We start from the raw sequence: 15,202 nt of genomic DNA, 5'->3' as shown, positions 1-15,202 counted from the left end.
CCTTCGGAGCGACCAATGACTGATTTTTACAACCTTGTCCCCTCGGCGCCTGAAGGCCGCTTCGACGGCATTGAACGCCCCTATTCGCCGGAGGACGTGAAGCGGCTGCGCGGTTCCGTGCAGATCAGACAGAGCCTTGCCGAAATGGGTGCCAACCGGCTGTGGAAGCTCATCCACGAAGAGGACTTCGTCAATGCATTGGGCGCCATGTCCGGCAACCAGGCGATGCAGCAGGTGCGTGCGGGGCTGAAGGCGATCTATCTGTCGGGCTGGCAGGTTGCCGCCGACGCGAACACCGCCTCGGCGATGTATCCGGACCAGTCGCTCTATCCGGCCAATGCGGCGCCCGAACTGGTCAAGCGTATCAACCGCACGCTGCAGCGCGCCGACCAGATCGAGACCTCCGAAGGCAAGGGGCTTTCCGTCGAGACCTGGTTCGCGCCGATCGTTGCCGATGCGGAAGCCGGCTTCGGCGGCCCGCTCAACGCCTTCGAGATCATGAAGGCGTTCATCGAGGCGGGTGCCGCCGGCGTCCACTATGAGGACCAGCTGGCGTCGGAGAAGAAGTGCGGCCATCTCGGCGGCAAGGTGCTGATCCCGACCGCGGCGCACATCCGCAACCTCAACGCGGCGCGGCTCGCGGCCGACGTGATGGGCACGCCCACCCTGGTCGTGGCACGGACCGACGCGGAAGCGGCAAAGCTGCTCACTTCCGATATCGATGAGCGCGACCAGCCCTTCGTCGACTATGATGCCGGCCGTACGGTGGAAGGCTTCTATCAGGTCAGGAACGGCATCGAGCCTTGCATCGCGCGGGCCATTGCCTATGCGCCCCACGCCGACCTGATCTGGTGCGAGACCTCGAAGCCCGACCTGGCCCAGGCCAAGAAATTCGCCGAGGGGGTGCGCAGGCACCATCCGGGCAAGCTGCTCGCCTATAATTGCTCGCCGTCATTCAACTGGAAGAAGAATCTCGACGACGCGACGATCGCCAAGTTCCAGCGGGAACTGGGCGCCATGGGCTACAAGTTCCAGTTCATTACGCTGGCCGGCTTCCACCAGCTCAACTACGGCATGTTCGAACTCGCCCGCGGCTATAAGGCGCGGCAGATGGCGGCCTATTCCGAGTTGCAGGAAGCGGAATTCGCGGCGGAAGCCAATGGCTATACCGCGACCAAGCACCAGCGTGAGGTCGGCACCGGCTATTTCGATGCCGTCTCGATGGCGATCACCGGGGGCCGGTCGTCGACCACCGCCATGCATGAATCGACCGAGCACGCGCAGTTCAAGCCGGCAGCGGAGTGAGCTCGCCAAAAAAGACGACCAACAGAGGAAACGCCCGAGAGGGCAAGGACATAGGAGAAGACCAATGGCATCGATAAGCCGTGTCAAGGAACGGGCGGAAGAGCAATCGACCACGATGAGCGTCGACCAGCAGGCGACGATCCGCATGCTGGCCAACGATCTGCACAGGCTGAACCAGTCGGTGATGAAGGCGGTCGAGGCGGGCGTCTCGGTGGAGCTCGTGCGCTCTGCAAGGCACCATGGCGGCGACGGCAATTGGGGCGATCTGCTGATCCCGGTGATCGTCACGCAGCAGAGCCATGGCTGATCGGAATCGTCCAAGCGGCCCTTCACCTGCGCAATGTATGCGCAGGTGAATTTTATTTTTACGCAACCGAACGATGGACAGAGCAGTACAGTACTGTTGCTTGAATCCACTGTTGTGGAGGGCGACAGCAGGTTCTTTTATTTCAACTTGACATAGGGTCCGATCTCACGCCAATTGTCGCCCAGATTCAACTCTGCATTGAAATAGGGGCGAACTTCTTGGCCGACTTGGGTGCCCAGTGAATCGCGATGGCGAGACCGCAAAACATGTGAATCTGATGACTCGGGATTCAAGCACGGAGACGATCCGCGATCTCTCGCGGGTGCTTGTTGTCGGGAAATCGCCGATCAACCGGGTCGTCGTATCGAAGATCGTCGAGCGGTCCGGGCTCAGACCAATCTCGGAATCGCCGGATATCGCGGCGAAAACCTTGCGGACGCTGGTGCCGGGAGCAATTGTCCTCGACGGCGGTCCCGACAACAAGGACTGCGACCATCTGATGCCCGGCATCGAAACGTTGCGCCGGGCTTCGGGCAAATCGCTTCCTCCCGTGATCCTGCTTTCAACCAAGAATGGCACGCCAGAGAGCCTTGGCCTGGCGAATGTCGTCGATGTGGTGGTGGCCAAGCCGATCACGCCCGAACGGCTGCAACCGGTGATCGATCGTCTGATCAGCCGCTGAGGCAATTCCGGGAAAGTCGTGCAGCGGTTTTCCGTCCGGAATTATGCAAAAGGCAAATAATCAAAGGCGCGATCAGCCCGACTTCGCGATGCTTTCTATCAGTTCCGGCAATTGACCGAGATCGGATATCTGACGGAAACGCGGCTCTGCGACCGGCGCCTCGACATGTTCGAGCACCCAGGTCAGTTCGTGCGGCACATGAACGCCCCAGCCGCCTGCCTCGATGGCGGGCACCACGTCCGACTTCAGCGAATTGCCAACCATCATGCTCCTTGCCGGGCCGTCGCCATGGCGGTTGAAGAGGCGCGCATAGGTCGCGGCAGTCTTGTCGCTGACGATCTCGACAGCGTCGAACAGGTCGCCCAGCCCGGAGCCGGCGAGCTTGCGCTCCTGATCGAACAGATCGCCCTTGGTGATCAGCACGAGGCGGAAGGTGCCGGCGAGTTTCTCGACCGTCTCGCGCGCATGCGGCAAGGGCTCGATCGGATGGCCCAGCATCTGGCGACCGGCGTCGAGCACCTCCGATATGACCGAGGCAGGCACGCGCCCGTCGGTGACCTGGATCGCCGTTTCGATCATCGAGAGCGTAAATCCCTTGATGCCGAAGCCATAGATCGCAAGGTTGCGCCGCTCGGCCTCCAACAGCCGCGCCGAGATCTGCTGCTCCTCACCATGATCGGCCAGCATGGCGGCAAAGCGCTTTTCCGTCATGCGGAAGAATTGTTCGTTCTGCCAAAGCGTGTCGTCGGCATCGAAGCCGATCGTGGTCAGTTCGCTGCTGGTTCGCATCGCCGGCTTCTCAAAGTGCGGGAAGACACCAAACCTAAGCCGACCGGCAGGCGATTTTCAACCTGCAACGGCAAATGCCGGCGGTGGCTCCCCTTCCCTTCCATCGCGCGGCACGGCTATACTTCGAAATCCGCAACCCAATCTGGTGAATGATGCCGCCTGCAAAAAAGGAAGTCCGTCCGTCGAGCCGCGGAGGACGGGCGCGCACGCCTGCCTTTGTGAAAAACCTGCGGGGTGTGAAGAACTGGAAGGAAGTCAGCGATTGGCTGGAATGGCGCGGCATCGAGGATATCGAATGCATCACGCCCGATCAGGCCGGCGTGGCGCGCGGCAAGATGATGCCGTCGAAGAAATTCACCTCCAACACTTCACTGGCGCTGCCCTCGGCCGTCTTCATGACAACGATTTCCGGCGGCTATCCGGAGGACGGCAACGGCTTTCATTACCCGGAGGACGACGGCGACCTCAAGTTGATGCCCGACCTGTCGACATTGACCGTGGTGCCCTGGGAAGAAGACCCGACGGCCGCCGTCATCTGCGACCTCGTCCACCAGGACGGCCGCTCGGTCGAATTCACGCCGCGCAATGTGCTGAAACGAGTGCTGGCGGCCTATGACAAGCTTGGGCTGAAGCCGGTCGTGGCGCCCGAGATCGAATTCTATCTCGTGCGCAAGAATCCGGACCCGGACTATCCATTGACCCCGCCCGTCGGCCGCTCGGGGCGCGCGATCGGCGGCGGCGCCGGCTATTCGATCGCCGGCGTCAACGAGTTCGACGAACTGATCGACGACATCTACCATTTCTCCGAAAGCCAAGGGCTGGAGATCGACACGCTCATCCACGAAGAGGGTGCCGGCCAGCTCGAGATCAATCTGCGCCATGGCGACCCGATCGAACTGGCCGACCAGGTGTTCATGTTCAAGCGCACCATCCGTGAGGCGGCACTCAAGCACGAGATCTACGCGACCTTCATGGCCAAGCCGATCCAGGGCCAACCGGGCTCGGCCATGCATATCCACCAGTCGATCGTCGACAAAAAGACGGGCAGGAACATCTTTTCGGCCGAGGATGGTTCCGAAACCGAGGCTTTCTTCCATTTCATCGGCGGCATGCAAAAGCACGTGCCGAACGCGTTGGTGATGTTCGCGCCCTACGTCAACTCCTACCGGCGGCTGACGCAGGCGGCATCGGCTCCGGTCAACAACAAATGGGGCTACGACAACCGTACCACGGCGTTCCGCGTGCCGCGTTCCGACCCCGCGGCGCGGCGCGTCGAGAACCGCATTCCGTCCTCCGACGCCAATCCCTACCTGGCGCTGGCGGCCTCGCTCGCCTGCGGGCTGATCGGCATCACCAGGAAGATCAAGGCCGAACCGCCGGTGCTGACGACCGCCAACGCGGATGAGATCGACCTGCCCCGCAGCCTGCTCGAAGCCGTCGACCTGTTCGAAGGCGACGAGGAACTCGGCGCACTGCTGGGCAAGTCCTTCGCCGCCACCTATGCCGCGATCAAGCGCGCGGAATTCGAGACGTTCATGGAAGTGATCAGTCCGTGGGAGCGGGAATATCTGCTGCTCAACGTCTGACCAGTCATGAACTATCAATCCCCAATTTCGCCCGGCCGCTCCTGGTATGAGGACACGGCTGGGCCACGGCCTGAATATCCGCTGCTCGACGGCGACCGGACCTGCGATGTCGTCATCATCGGCGGTGGGTTTACCGGCCTGTCGGCGGCGGTTTATCTGGCCAAGGCTGGAGCGGACGTGGTGCTGATCGAGGCGCATCGCTTCGGCGATGGCGCTTCCGGGCGCAATGGCGGCCAGCTCGGCACCGGGCAGCGCGCCTGGGCCGAGGATCTGGAGGCCGAATATGGCCTTTCCCGCGCCAAGGCACTGTTCGATCTCGCGGAGGAGGCCAAAGCCCACCTGCTTGACTTCGCGGCCGTCAATCAGATCGATATCGACTACATGCCAGGCCAGCTTTCGGTCGCGCACAAGCCGCGCTATGTCGATGATTACAAGGCGCATTCCGAGATCATGGCCAATCGCTTTTCCTACCCGCACATCTCATTCATGGATGCGAAGGAGACGGCGGAGCGGCTGGGCTCGAGCGCCTATTTCGGCGGCACGCGCGACACCGGCACCGGCCACATCCATCCGATGAAACTGGTGATCGGCACTGCGCGGGTGGCGGCACAGGCCGGCGCGCACCTGTTCGAAGGGACGCCATCGACCGGCATCATTTCCGCAGGGGGCAAGGTCAAGGTTTCCACGCCGAGAGGGACGATCTCGGCGCAGAAATGCCTGATCGCGGTCAATGCCTATGGCGGTACGCTCGAGCCGGTCAGTGCCGCGCACATAATGCCGATCGGATCCTTCATCGGCGCGACCGTGCCGCTGGGGTCTGATTCGAAAGTGCTGCCGGGGGGCGAATCGGTCGACGATTCCCGTTTCGTCGTGCGCTATTTCCGCAAATCCAGGGATGGCCGGCTGCTGTTCGGTGGACGCGAGGTCTATGGCGTCAACGATCCGAAGGATATCCACATCCACATTCGCCGCCAGATCGCGGAACTCTATCCGGCACTGAGCGATGTCGAGATCACCCATGGCTGGGGCGGTTTTGTCGGCATCACCGTGCCGAGAAAGCCGTTCGTGCGCGAAGTGATGCCGAATGTGATCTCGGCCGGCGGCTATTCGGGTCACGGCGTCATGCTGTCCAACTTCTTCGGCAAACTCTATGCCGAAACCGTCGCCGGCAACCGCGACCGGCTGAAGCTGATCGAGGGGCTGAAAATTCCGCCATTTCCTGGCGGCCGCCGGTTCCGCGCGCCGCTGCTTTTCCTCGCGCTCAACTGGTTCGCGCTGCGGGACAGGATCTAATGCGTCGTGCAAAAGTGACCTGCTCGGGAACAACGACCGGCATCAAAACAAGATCTAAAAGTGCGTTGTATAAGTCCGTTTCGAGGCGACGTGCTTTAGGCAGAGATTGGATGGCCGTTATCCCATGCGATCACGATCTCATGTAATATTGTAATATCCATGTAACATTTGTTGCCCGGGCGACACATTGCGGAATTGCCGGCAAAGGCGCAGAATCCTTGGTAATGGCGTACTGATGCCACAATCGCGGGCGAAAGGTCCGCATCTGGGCGATTGTTCGGGGATTGTTGCGGGCCTGTCCGCGTTTTTGGACCGATGCTGATCGAACGCATGATTTGCGATATCTGATCGAAAGAACACCGGCCCGCTTATGGAGGTGGCAAGAGTGAGAGAGCCCTTCAGTTTCGGTGCTCCGGAACGTCGGCGCTTTGCCATGCAGTTCGGCTATGACATGCGCCCGTCATTCTGGCAGGGAGTCCGTTCGAACTCGCACCTGGTCATTGCCGCGGTCGGCACCGCCGCACTGCTCGGCGTTGCCGCCGTGGCACTCTGGCTGGCATTGCCGACCAGCGAGAGGCAAGCGGCCGCCAGCCCCGCGCAGAGCATTCCAGCCATTCCGGTGAAGACGACGAAAGTTCCCCCCTCCGGGACGACGGTGACTGCGGCGGCCGTGACGCCGCGGGCGGAGCGCAAGTCCAGCCAGGTCTCACCGGCCATGGCAGCGGCGGCGGTTAATATACAAGCGCTTGCGGCCAATGATCCCCGCTGGACCGGGGCACAGCCGAAGGCTGCTGCCGCGGCAACTGATCCCGATCAAACAGCCGCCCCCGGCCAGGTAACCAAGCAGCCTGAGCCGGCGCCTGGCAAAACAGCGGCAGCATTCGCCCAATCGTCTGCCGATACCGATGCCACCGACGAGCTTGCCAAGGTTGCCGCGTCGAACCCGCCTGCGAATAGCAGCAACCCCGATGGCGCGCAGACCGCAGCCATTCCGGAGACGCAGCCGCAAGCACCGGAACAAAAGCCCGCGAATGCACAAGGCGGGGATAACGCAGCCAAAGCGAAGCCGCACAAGGTGGCGGCGGCGGGCAGCGGCCATATTCTCAGGACTGTGACCATGCGCAGTGCTCCGAAGAAGGGCGCTACCCCCATCGGCACGGTGCCTGCCCGGACTTCAGTGCAACTGATAGGCTGCAAGAAGTGGTGCGAGATCGTCTACAACGGCAAGCACGGCTGGGTGTACAAGAGCTACGTCAAGCCCGGCGCGTAATATCCGAAGATCGCCGCATTCAGATGCAGCGCCCGCCATCGACTTCCAGCGCCACGCCGGTGATGAAGGCGGCCTCATCCGAGGCCAGCCATAGCGCCGCATTGGCGATATCGAGCGGAGTCGACAGCCGCCCGAGCGGGATCGAGGCGCGGAATGTCTCGCGGATCTCGGGCGTATCGGCGCCCATGAATTTCTCCAGCATGCCGGTCTCGCCGGCCACCGGACAGAGGCAGTTGACGCGGATGTTCTTCGGCGCGAGCTCCACCGCCATCGACTTGGTGGCGGTGATCGCCCAGCCCTTCGAGGCATTGTACCATGTGAGGCCGGGCCGAGGCCGCAGGCCAGCGGTGGACGCCGTGGTCAGGATGACGCCACCGCCCTGCCGGTCCATGATCGGCACGACGGCAAGCGCGGCGTGATAGATCGCCTTCATGTTGACTGATGCAATCAGGTCGAAGGTTTCCTCATCGACCTTGAGCATGTCGCCATTGCGATGGGTGAACCCGGCATTGTTGACCATGATGTCGATGCGGCCGAAGGCGCTTTTGGCCGCATAGACCATCTCGTCGAACTCGGAGCGCAACGAGACATCGGTCTGCATCCAGATTGCCGCCGCTCCGATCTCGCCTGCGACGCGTTCCGCCCCCTTGGCGTTGAGATCGGCAACGACGACCCTGGCGCCCTCTTGCGCGAAGCGCTTGGCCATGCCTTCGCCGAAGCCTGATGCCGCACCGGTGATAATGGCGACCTTGTTTTCCAGACGCATGCGTTTACCGCTCCCTGGGTTCATCGCGCAGCTTGCACGGAAGGGTGACAGCCCGGCCGGTGCCGCGACGGGTACGATTTCTCCCTTAGCTTTCGTCACATTCACGTTCTATGCTGCAACTGCGAAAGCTTCCGGAGTCTTCGTCCACCGACAAGCCTCCAGGTGGCGCCAGTGTCAAGCGCACGGGTGGACCCAATCAATATCAAGCGATTGGTCCTCGATGTGACACCATGGCACTGGAAAATTTAAATCGATTAGAATATATCAGCCGCGTACTCGCGACCGGCGTCAGAGCGGACAGACCATGACCAGCCAGATCATCCCCGTCGACCCCTTCGACTTCATCATCTTCGGCGGCACCGGCGACCTGTCGGAGCGCAAGCTGCTGCCGTCGCTCTACTACCGCCAGCGCGACCATCAATTCTCCGAGCCGACGCGCATCATCGGCACGTCGCGCTCGAAAATGAGCGACGAGGAATTCCAGGCCTTCGCCAGGCAGGCGATTTCGGACCATGTCAAGCCGGCCGACATCGATGCCAAGGAGTTGAAGACCTTCCTGGCGCGGCTTTCCTACGTCCCGGCCGATGCGACGAGCGGCGCCGGCTTCGACAAGCTGAAGAAGGCGATCGGCGAAAGCGATCACATCCGCGCCTTCTACCTGGCCGTGGCGCCGGCACTGTTCGGCGATATCTCGCACAAGCTCAAAGAGCACAATCTGATCACGCCGAATTCGCGCATCGTGCTGGAGAAGCCGATCGGCCGCGACCTCGCCTCGGCGCAGGCGCTCAACGACCTGGTCGGCGACGACTTCCACGAAAGCCAGATTTTCCGCATCGATCATTATCTCGGCAAGGAGACGGTGCAGAATCTGATGGCGCTGCGCTTTGCCAATGCGCTCTACGAGCCGCTGTGGAACTCCGCCCATATCGACCACGTGCAGATCACCGTCGCCGAGACCGTCGGCCTGGAAGATCGCGTCACCTATTACGACAAGGCCGGCGCGCTGCGCGACATGGTGCAGAACCATATGCTGCAGCTGCTTTGCCTCGTCGCCATGGAAGCGCCGTCGTCGATGGACGCCGACGCCGTGCGCGACGAGAAGCTGAAGGTGCTGCGGGCGCTGAAGCGCATCAACGGCAACGAAGCGCCCAAGCACACCGTGCGTGGCCAGTATCGCGCCGGCGCGTCGGCTGGCGGACCGGTGAAAGGTTATGTCGAGGAGCTCGGCAAGGACAGCAACACCGAGACCTTCGTCGCCATCAAGGCCGAGATCGGTACCTGGCGCTGGGCAGGTGTTCCGTTTTATCTCAGGACCGGGAAGCGGCTGACGACCCGGGTTTCGGAAATCGTCATCGAGTTCAAGCCGATCCCGCATTCGATCTTCGGCGACAGCGGCGCGGGGCCGATCTTCGCCAACCAACTGGTCATCCGGCTGCAGCCGGACGAAGGCGTCAAGCAGTACATCATGATCAAGGATCCGGGCCCCGGCGGCATGCGGCTGCGTCAGATCTCGCTCGACATGAGTTTCGCGCAGTCTTTCGACGGCCGCGCGCCCGACGCCTATGAACGGCTGATCATGGATGTCATCCGTGGCAACCAGACCCTGTTCATGCGTCGCGACGAGGTGGAAGCCGCCTGGAAGTGGATCGACCCGATCCAGAATGCCTGGGAAGGCGCCAAGCAGGAAGCACAGGGCTATACGGCAGGCACATGGGGGCCGTCGGCATCGATAGCGCTGATCGAACGTGACGGGCGGACATGGCACGAGAGCAATTGAACAGCGCCGGCTACAACTGGAATGCCTTTGCCGACCGTCCGCAGCTGGCCTCGGCGCTGGCTGGCCGCGTCGCCGACCGCCTGACGAAGGCGATCGACCGGCGCGGGGTGGCGTTGCTGGCTGTCTCCGGCGGCACGACGCCGGCAAAGTTCTTCGCCGCGCTCTCGGCGGCGCCGATCGCTTGGGACAAGGTGATCGTGACGCTGGTCGACGAACGCTTCGTGCCGGCCTCCTCGCCGCGATCCAATGCCGGGCTGCTGGCAGCAAACCTGCTGCAGAACGCGGCCAAGGCGGCCCGTTTCGTGCCGCTCTATCATGATGCCATCGGCATCGAGGATGCCGCGGCTTCCGACGATGCGGCACTGCGATCCCTGCCCTGGCCGCTCGATGTCGCGGTGCTCGGCATGGGACCAGACGGCCACACCGCCTCGTTCTTTCCCGACGCCGATGATCTGCCGAAGCTGCTCGACCCGGCCTCCGGCCGGATCATCCTGCCCGTTCATGCCAAAAGCGCCGGCGAGCCGCGGCTGACCCTGACGCTCGCCCGCATCATCGACGCGGGTTTCCTCGCCTTGCACATAGAGGGTGAGGACAAGCGCGTCGCCTTCGACAACGCTATCGCGCCCGGACCGCGTAAGCCGATCCGCGCCGTGCTCGACGCATCGCCCAAGCCCGTGGAGGTTTTCTGGGCGTCCTGATTTCAAGTTTACAAATGGTCCCGGCAACGGCGGGAGGATGTTTCCGGGACCTCGGCTGAAAGGACCTGATGCCATGACTGCAAGACGCGATATCGAAGCCATCACCGAGCGGATACGCCAGCGCTCCAAACCGGGCCGTGAGCGTTACCTCAGCCGTATCGCCGAAGCGTCGAACCAGACCGCCAACCGGTCGGTGCTGTCCTGCGGCAATCTTGCCCACGGGTTCGCGGTGTGCAGCCCCTCGGAAAAGCTGGCGCTCGGCGCCGACAAGGTGCCCAATCTCGGCATCATCACCTCCTACAACGACATGCTGTCGGCGCATCAGCCCTTCGAGACCTTCCCGGCCCTGATCAAGCAGGCCGCGCACGAGGCCGGCGGCATCGCCCAGGTCGCCGGCGGCGTGCCGGCGATGTGCGATGGCGTGACACAAGGCCAGCCCGGCATGGAGCTGTCGCTGTTCTCGCGCGACGTGATCGCCATGGCAGCCGCGATCGGCCTGTCGCACAACATGTTCGACGCCGCCGTCTATCTCGGCGTCTGTGACAAGATCGTGCCGGGACTGGTGATCGCCGCACTGACCTTCGGCCATCTGCCGGCGGTGTTCATTCCGGCCGGCCCGATGACGACAGGCCTGCCCAACGATGAGAAGGCCAAGGTCCGCCAGCTCTATGCCGAGGGCAAGGCAGGTCGCGCCGAACTCTTGGAAGCCGAGTCCAAGTCATACCATGGGCCAGGCACCTGCACCTTCTACGGCACGGCCAATTCCAACCAGATGCTGATGGAGATGATGGGCCTGCACACGCCGGGCGCGTCCTTCGTCAATCCAGGCACGCCGTTGCGCGATGCCTTGACCCGCGAAGCGACGAAGCGGGCGCTGGCGATCACCGCGCTGGGCAATGCCTATACGCCGGTCGGGCGGATGATTGACGAACGCTCGTTCGTCAACGGCGTCGTCGGCCTGCATGCAACCGGCGGCTCGACCAACCACACCATCCACCTGATCGCCATGGCGGCTGCCGCCGGCATTGCGCTGACCTGGCAGGATATTTCCGATCTCTCGGAAGCGGTGCCGCTGCTCGCGCGCGTCTATCCGAACGGCCTTGCCGACGTGAACCATTTCCACGCGGCGGGCGGGCTCGGCTTCCTGATCCGCGAACTGCTCGACGAAGGCATCCTGCACGAGGATGTGCAGACGGTGTGGGGCGAGGGCCTGCGGCCCTACGCGGTCGAGGCAAAGCTCGGCGCCGACGGCAGCGTGGTGCGCGAGGCATCGCCTCGTGACAGCGGCGACGAAAAGGTGCTGGCGCCGTTCAACAAGGCGTTCCAGCCGACCGGTGGCCTCAAGGTGCTTTCAGGCAATCTTGGCCATGCCGTTATCAAGACTTCGGCCGTCAAGCCGGAGCGACGCGTCATCGAGGCGCCGGCCAAGGTGTTCGATAGCCAGCAGGGGCTGAACGACGCTTTCAAGGCCGGTACGCTCACCGGTGATTTCATCGCCGTCATCCGCTTCCAGGGGCCGAAGGCCAGCGGCATGCCGGAACTGCACAAGCTGACCACCGTGCTCGGCATCCTGCAGGACCGCGGCCAACGTGTCGCGCTGGTCACGGACGGGCGCATGTCGGGCGCCTCCGGCAAGGTGCCGGCGGCGATCCATGTCACGCCGGAAGCGGTCGAGGAAGGGCCGATCGCGCGAATCCATGACGGCGACATCATCCGCCTCGACGCCGATGCCGGCACGCTGGAGGTGCTGGTGCCAGGGACGGAATTCGCGCTGCGCCGCACGGCCGAAGCCGACCTGATCGGCAACGAGTTCGGCTTCGGCCGCGAGCTGTTCGCCGGTTTCCGCCAATTGGTGGGCCGCGCCGACCACGGCGCCGGCGCCTTTGGAACCGCCTGAGGCATTCTGTGCGGCATGAAAAAGGGCGGCTCGTGGCCGCCCTTTTTGCTGGTCGAAATCGCAATCCTTATTGCACCGTCAGTTCAACCCGCTCTCCAGCCTTCACGGTCACGGTGCCTTCCTTCTTGCTGTTGTCCGCCTTCTCCGAGATCACCGCGTAGTCGCCCGCCGCTATCGCGGCCTGATACTTCTCGTCATAGGCGTAGCCGATCGACTTGCGATTGCCATTGATGTCCTTCTTCGTCTCGAAAATCTCGATCTTGGAGGTGCCGGGCGCCGTGATCGCCAGCACGCCGGCATTCATGGTGGCCTTGAGGTCCTGGAACTCGCCGACCTTGACGCTGAAAGGCTGTTCCACGACCGCGAGGTCAACCGTCGCGATCAACACATAGTCATCGGGCGGCAGGTCGAACTTGCTGTCGGGGCCATAGGCATACGTGACCTCGTCGCGGGTGCCATCGATCTTCTTCTTGGCCTTGAGCACCTTGAAGCCGATGCCTGAACCATCGGCCTTGTCGCCGCCGGCCGCATAATAGGCGTTGGCAACGATATGGCCGACGCCGACGATGATGTCCTTGTCGATCACCCTGCCGGCAGCGAGCGGAATCGTTTCGGTGACCACGCCCTGCCCGATCGTGACGGTCACTTTCTCGTCGCCGGCCGGCAAGACGACTTTCGTGTCTCCATAATAGGTCGGGGGGTTGTCGACGCCGGGATAGGCGATCACGACAGCCGCCCCGCTGGCCACATCGGCACCTTGGCTGGGGCGCGGATGCAGGATCAGCGTGCCCGCATTCAAGGTGAACAGCGGCCTGTAGACCTGGCCTGCCTCGATCTTGACCTTCTGCTCCACCTTGGCCTCGCCGTCGCGCGCGACGATGATGTAGTCGCCCGGTTCCAGAGTGGCTTTGTACTCGCCGTATTCGGTGGTGATGTTGTCGCCGCGCGTGCCGTCCGATTTGGCCTTGTAGACTTCCCAGGCATTCCCGTCGGTGACTGGATCGCCGCCCTCGGCCAGCACCACGGTCGGCATGAAATTGAACTCGGACTTTGCCGGGTCCGGAGCGGGGGCCGGTGCCGGATCGGGCGCCGGTGCCGACGCCGCGACGGTCTCGACCAGCGCTTCCTGCAGCGCCTTCTCGTCGGAAGCCTGAATGTACTTGCCGCCGGTGTTCTCGGCGAGGCAGGCGATCTGCTTGCCTTCGTCGGCGGTCAGCCCGAAGCCGACGACGTCGGCGGTGAAATCGACGCCGGAGGCTTCGAGTTCCTTGCCAAGCGCACAAGGGTCGCCGCCGCAGGTTTCGAGCCCATCGGTGATGAGGACGACGGTCGCCTTGTCCTCGGTGTATCTCAGCGCTTCGGCCGCCTGCTTGACGGCTGCCGTCAGCGGCGTCTTGCCGAGGAATTTCATACTGTCGGCCGCTGCCGAGATGGCGCTTGCCGAGCCTGCCTGAGGCGGCACGATGAGCTGGATATCCTCGCAGCTGCCTTTCTCGCGATGGCCATAGGCCATGAAGCCGATCTCGTCGTCCGCGGGAACCGATTGAAGCACGGTCCTCAGCGATTCACGGGCGATTTCCAGCTTGGGCTTGCCATCGATCTGCGCCCACATCGATCCCGACGCGTCGAGGATGATGATGACCTTGTTGGCGGCAAAGCCGAATGTCGTCATCGACAAAAGGAGGATCGCCGCAGCGACGCTCCGTGCAAGTCCCGCCATCGAAATCTCCTGAGTTAGCCCCCTCGTCCGCCGGCTGAAGCTATTTGAGCGCGTGCCGGGACACAACCCACCGCTGTCAACGAAGCTCGCATAGGCTCCCGCGTACCAATTCAGTAGGTCGTGCGGCGCTCTTCCGAAGGCGGGCGGCCAAACTGCAGCCGATAGCTCTGGGCAAAATAGGAATGCGAGGTGAAGCCCGTCGCTATCGCCACGTCGAGGATCGGCATGTTGGTCTGACGCAGCAATTCGCGCGCCCGCTCCAGCCGCAGCCGCATGTAGTAGCGCCCGGGCGTGACGTTGAGATGGCGCAGGAACAGCCGCTCCACCTGGCGCACCGAAAGGCCTGCGGACTTGGCGAGCTGTACCGCCGACAGCGGCTCGTCGAGATGATCGGCCATCAATTCGACGATGCGCCTGAGCTTCTCCGACTTGCCGGTCAAGTCGCGTTCCGGTCCGACGCGCTGGCGGTCCCCGGCGGAGCGGATGCGCTCGTGCTGGAACTGGTTGGCGACGCCATTGGCGAGGTTGGAGCCGAAATCGCCACGCACGATCTCCAGCATCAGATCGATAGAGGTGGTGCCGCCGGCGCAGGTGTAGCGTTTGCGGTCGATCTCGAAGACATTGCCCGTGCAGTTGATGTCGGGAAAGCGCTCGACGAAGCCGGCGCGGTTTTCCCAATGGATGGTGCAGCGATAGCCTTCGAGCTGGCCGGCCTCGGCCAGCAGGTAGGATCCGACCGACAAGGCACCAAGCGCGTTGCCGCGCCGGCCCCAGCTGCGCAACGCCGCCAGAACCTTGCTCTTGCCGGGAAATTCGGTGGTCAGGCCGACCGAGACGAAGAGTATGTCGACAGGCGGCAGGTCGGCGACGGCGTAGTCGATCTTGAGCGGCAGGCCGTTGGAGGCCATCACCGGATCGCCATCGGCGGAGACCGTTGTCCAGCCGTAGAAATCGCGGCCAAGCAGGCGGTTCGCCGACCGGAACGTGTCGATCGCGGCGGCCAAGGAGAACATGGAAAACTTGTCGACCAGCAGGAAAGCGAACTGCCGGCCGCCTTGAACGGGATCATTCGTGACCGGCCGTTCCGGGGAAACAGAGGGATTCGGCAAAGC

Annotated in this window: 13 protein-coding genes; 9 read left to right on the top strand and 4 right to left on the bottom strand. The window is 63.0% G+C overall.

From position 1 onward, the window contains the following. The first annotated feature begins 15 nt into the window (after positions 1–15). The 3 genes from aceA to LB536_RS23125 all read left to right on the top strand — a co-directional run bounded on the left by aceA (position 16) and on the right by LB536_RS23125 (position 2,294). Positions 16–1,305, top strand: coding sequence for an isocitrate lyase (gene aceA, locus LB536_RS23135; RefSeq protein WP_140758943.1), 1,290 nt, complete (start codon positions 16–18; stop codon positions 1,303–1,305). 64 nt (positions 1,306–1,369) lie between these two features. Beyond that, positions 1,370–1,612, top strand: coding sequence for a hypothetical protein (locus LB536_RS23130; RefSeq protein WP_006202762.1), 243 nt, complete (start codon positions 1,370–1,372; stop codon positions 1,610–1,612). A 277-nt stretch (positions 1,613–1,889) separates the two neighbouring features. After that, a complete protein-coding gene (locus LB536_RS23125) occupies positions 1,890–2,294 on the top strand; it encodes a response regulator (RefSeq protein ID WP_140758942.1) in 405 nt (134 codons plus the stop codon). Between the two features lie 72 nt (positions 2,295–2,366). Here LB536_RS23125 and LB536_RS23120 read toward each other — a convergent pair whose 3' ends face one another. Continuing rightward, the gene (locus LB536_RS23120; RefSeq protein ID WP_224596679.1) at positions 2,367–3,083 is read right to left on the bottom strand and encodes an HAD family hydrolase; all 717 of its coding nucleotides are present in this window, start codon (positions 3,081–3,083) and stop codon (positions 2,367–2,369) included. Positions 3,084–3,232: 149 nt separating this feature from the next. Between LB536_RS23120 and LB536_RS23115 the strand changes: the two genes are divergently transcribed. The 3 genes from LB536_RS23115 to LB536_RS23105 all read left to right on the top strand — a co-directional run bounded on the left by LB536_RS23115 (position 3,233) and on the right by LB536_RS23105 (position 7,232). Then, positions 3,233–4,669 carry a glutamine synthetase family protein gene (locus tag LB536_RS23115; RefSeq protein ID WP_181183054.1) on the top strand — a complete coding sequence of 479 codons (1,437 nt, stop codon included), beginning with the start codon at positions 3,233–3,235 and terminating at the stop codon, positions 4,667–4,669. Between the two features lie 6 nt (positions 4,670–4,675). Further along, positions 4,676–5,962 (top strand): NAD(P)/FAD-dependent oxidoreductase, encoded by a 1,287-nt coding sequence (locus LB536_RS23110; RefSeq protein ID WP_224596675.1) that lies wholly within the window; start codon positions 4,676–4,678, stop codon positions 5,960–5,962. A 385-nt stretch (positions 5,963–6,347) separates the two neighbouring features. Beyond that, the gene (locus LB536_RS23105; protein WP_224596673.1) at positions 6,348–7,232 is read left to right on the top strand and encodes an SH3 domain-containing protein; all 885 of its coding nucleotides are present in this window, start codon (positions 6,348–6,350) and stop codon (positions 7,230–7,232) included. Between the two features lie 19 nt (positions 7,233–7,251). On the opposite strand, the gene LB536_RS23100 is transcribed toward LB536_RS23105, so the two are convergent. Then, positions 7,252–7,998: an SDR family oxidoreductase gene (locus LB536_RS23100; protein WP_224596670.1), complete on the bottom strand. Its 747-nt coding sequence runs from the start codon at positions 7,996–7,998 to the stop codon at positions 7,252–7,254. A gap of 304 nt (positions 7,999–8,302) precedes the next feature. Here LB536_RS23100 and zwf point away from each other — a divergent pair, with 304 nt between their 5' ends. The 3 genes from zwf (at position 8,303) to edd (ending at position 12,370) form a co-directional block, all read left to right on the top strand. Next, on the top strand, positions 8,303–9,775 hold the full coding sequence (gene zwf, locus LB536_RS23095) for a glucose-6-phosphate dehydrogenase (protein ID WP_140758936.1): 1,473 nt from the start codon (positions 8,303–8,305) through the stop codon (positions 9,773–9,775). Next, positions 9,757–10,473, top strand: a complete 717-nt coding sequence (gene pgl / locus LB536_RS23090; protein ID WP_224596668.1) for a 6-phosphogluconolactonase — start codon at positions 9,757–9,759, stop codon at positions 10,471–10,473. The genes zwf and pgl overlap by 19 nt, the downstream gene beginning before the upstream one ends. Positions 10,474–10,546: 73 nt before the next feature. After that, positions 10,547–12,370: a phosphogluconate dehydratase gene (gene edd / locus LB536_RS23085; RefSeq protein ID WP_224596666.1), complete on the top strand. Its 1,824-nt coding sequence runs from the start codon at positions 10,547–10,549 to the stop codon at positions 12,368–12,370. A gap of 67 nt (positions 12,371–12,437) precedes the next feature. Here the strand turns inward: edd and LB536_RS23080 are convergent, their stop codons facing one another. Beyond that, entirely contained in the window at positions 12,438–14,090 is a 1,653-nt protein-coding gene (locus LB536_RS23080; RefSeq protein WP_224596663.1) for a vWA domain-containing protein, read from the bottom strand. 110 nt (positions 14,091–14,200) lie between these two features. Next, a complete protein-coding gene (locus tag LB536_RS23075; protein WP_140758972.1) occupies positions 14,201–15,199 on the bottom strand; it encodes a GlxA family transcriptional regulator in 999 nt (332 codons plus the stop codon). Positions 15,200–15,202: the final 3 nt, after the last annotated feature.

This window comes from Mesorhizobium sp. ES1-3, from assembly GCF_020164795.1.
In the GTDB taxonomy this organism is placed as follows: domain Bacteria; phylum Pseudomonadota; class Alphaproteobacteria; order Rhizobiales; family Rhizobiaceae; genus Mesorhizobium.
The sequence above is the reverse complement of the archived record's forward strand: the minus strand, read 5'-3'. Positions and strand labels throughout refer to the sequence as shown.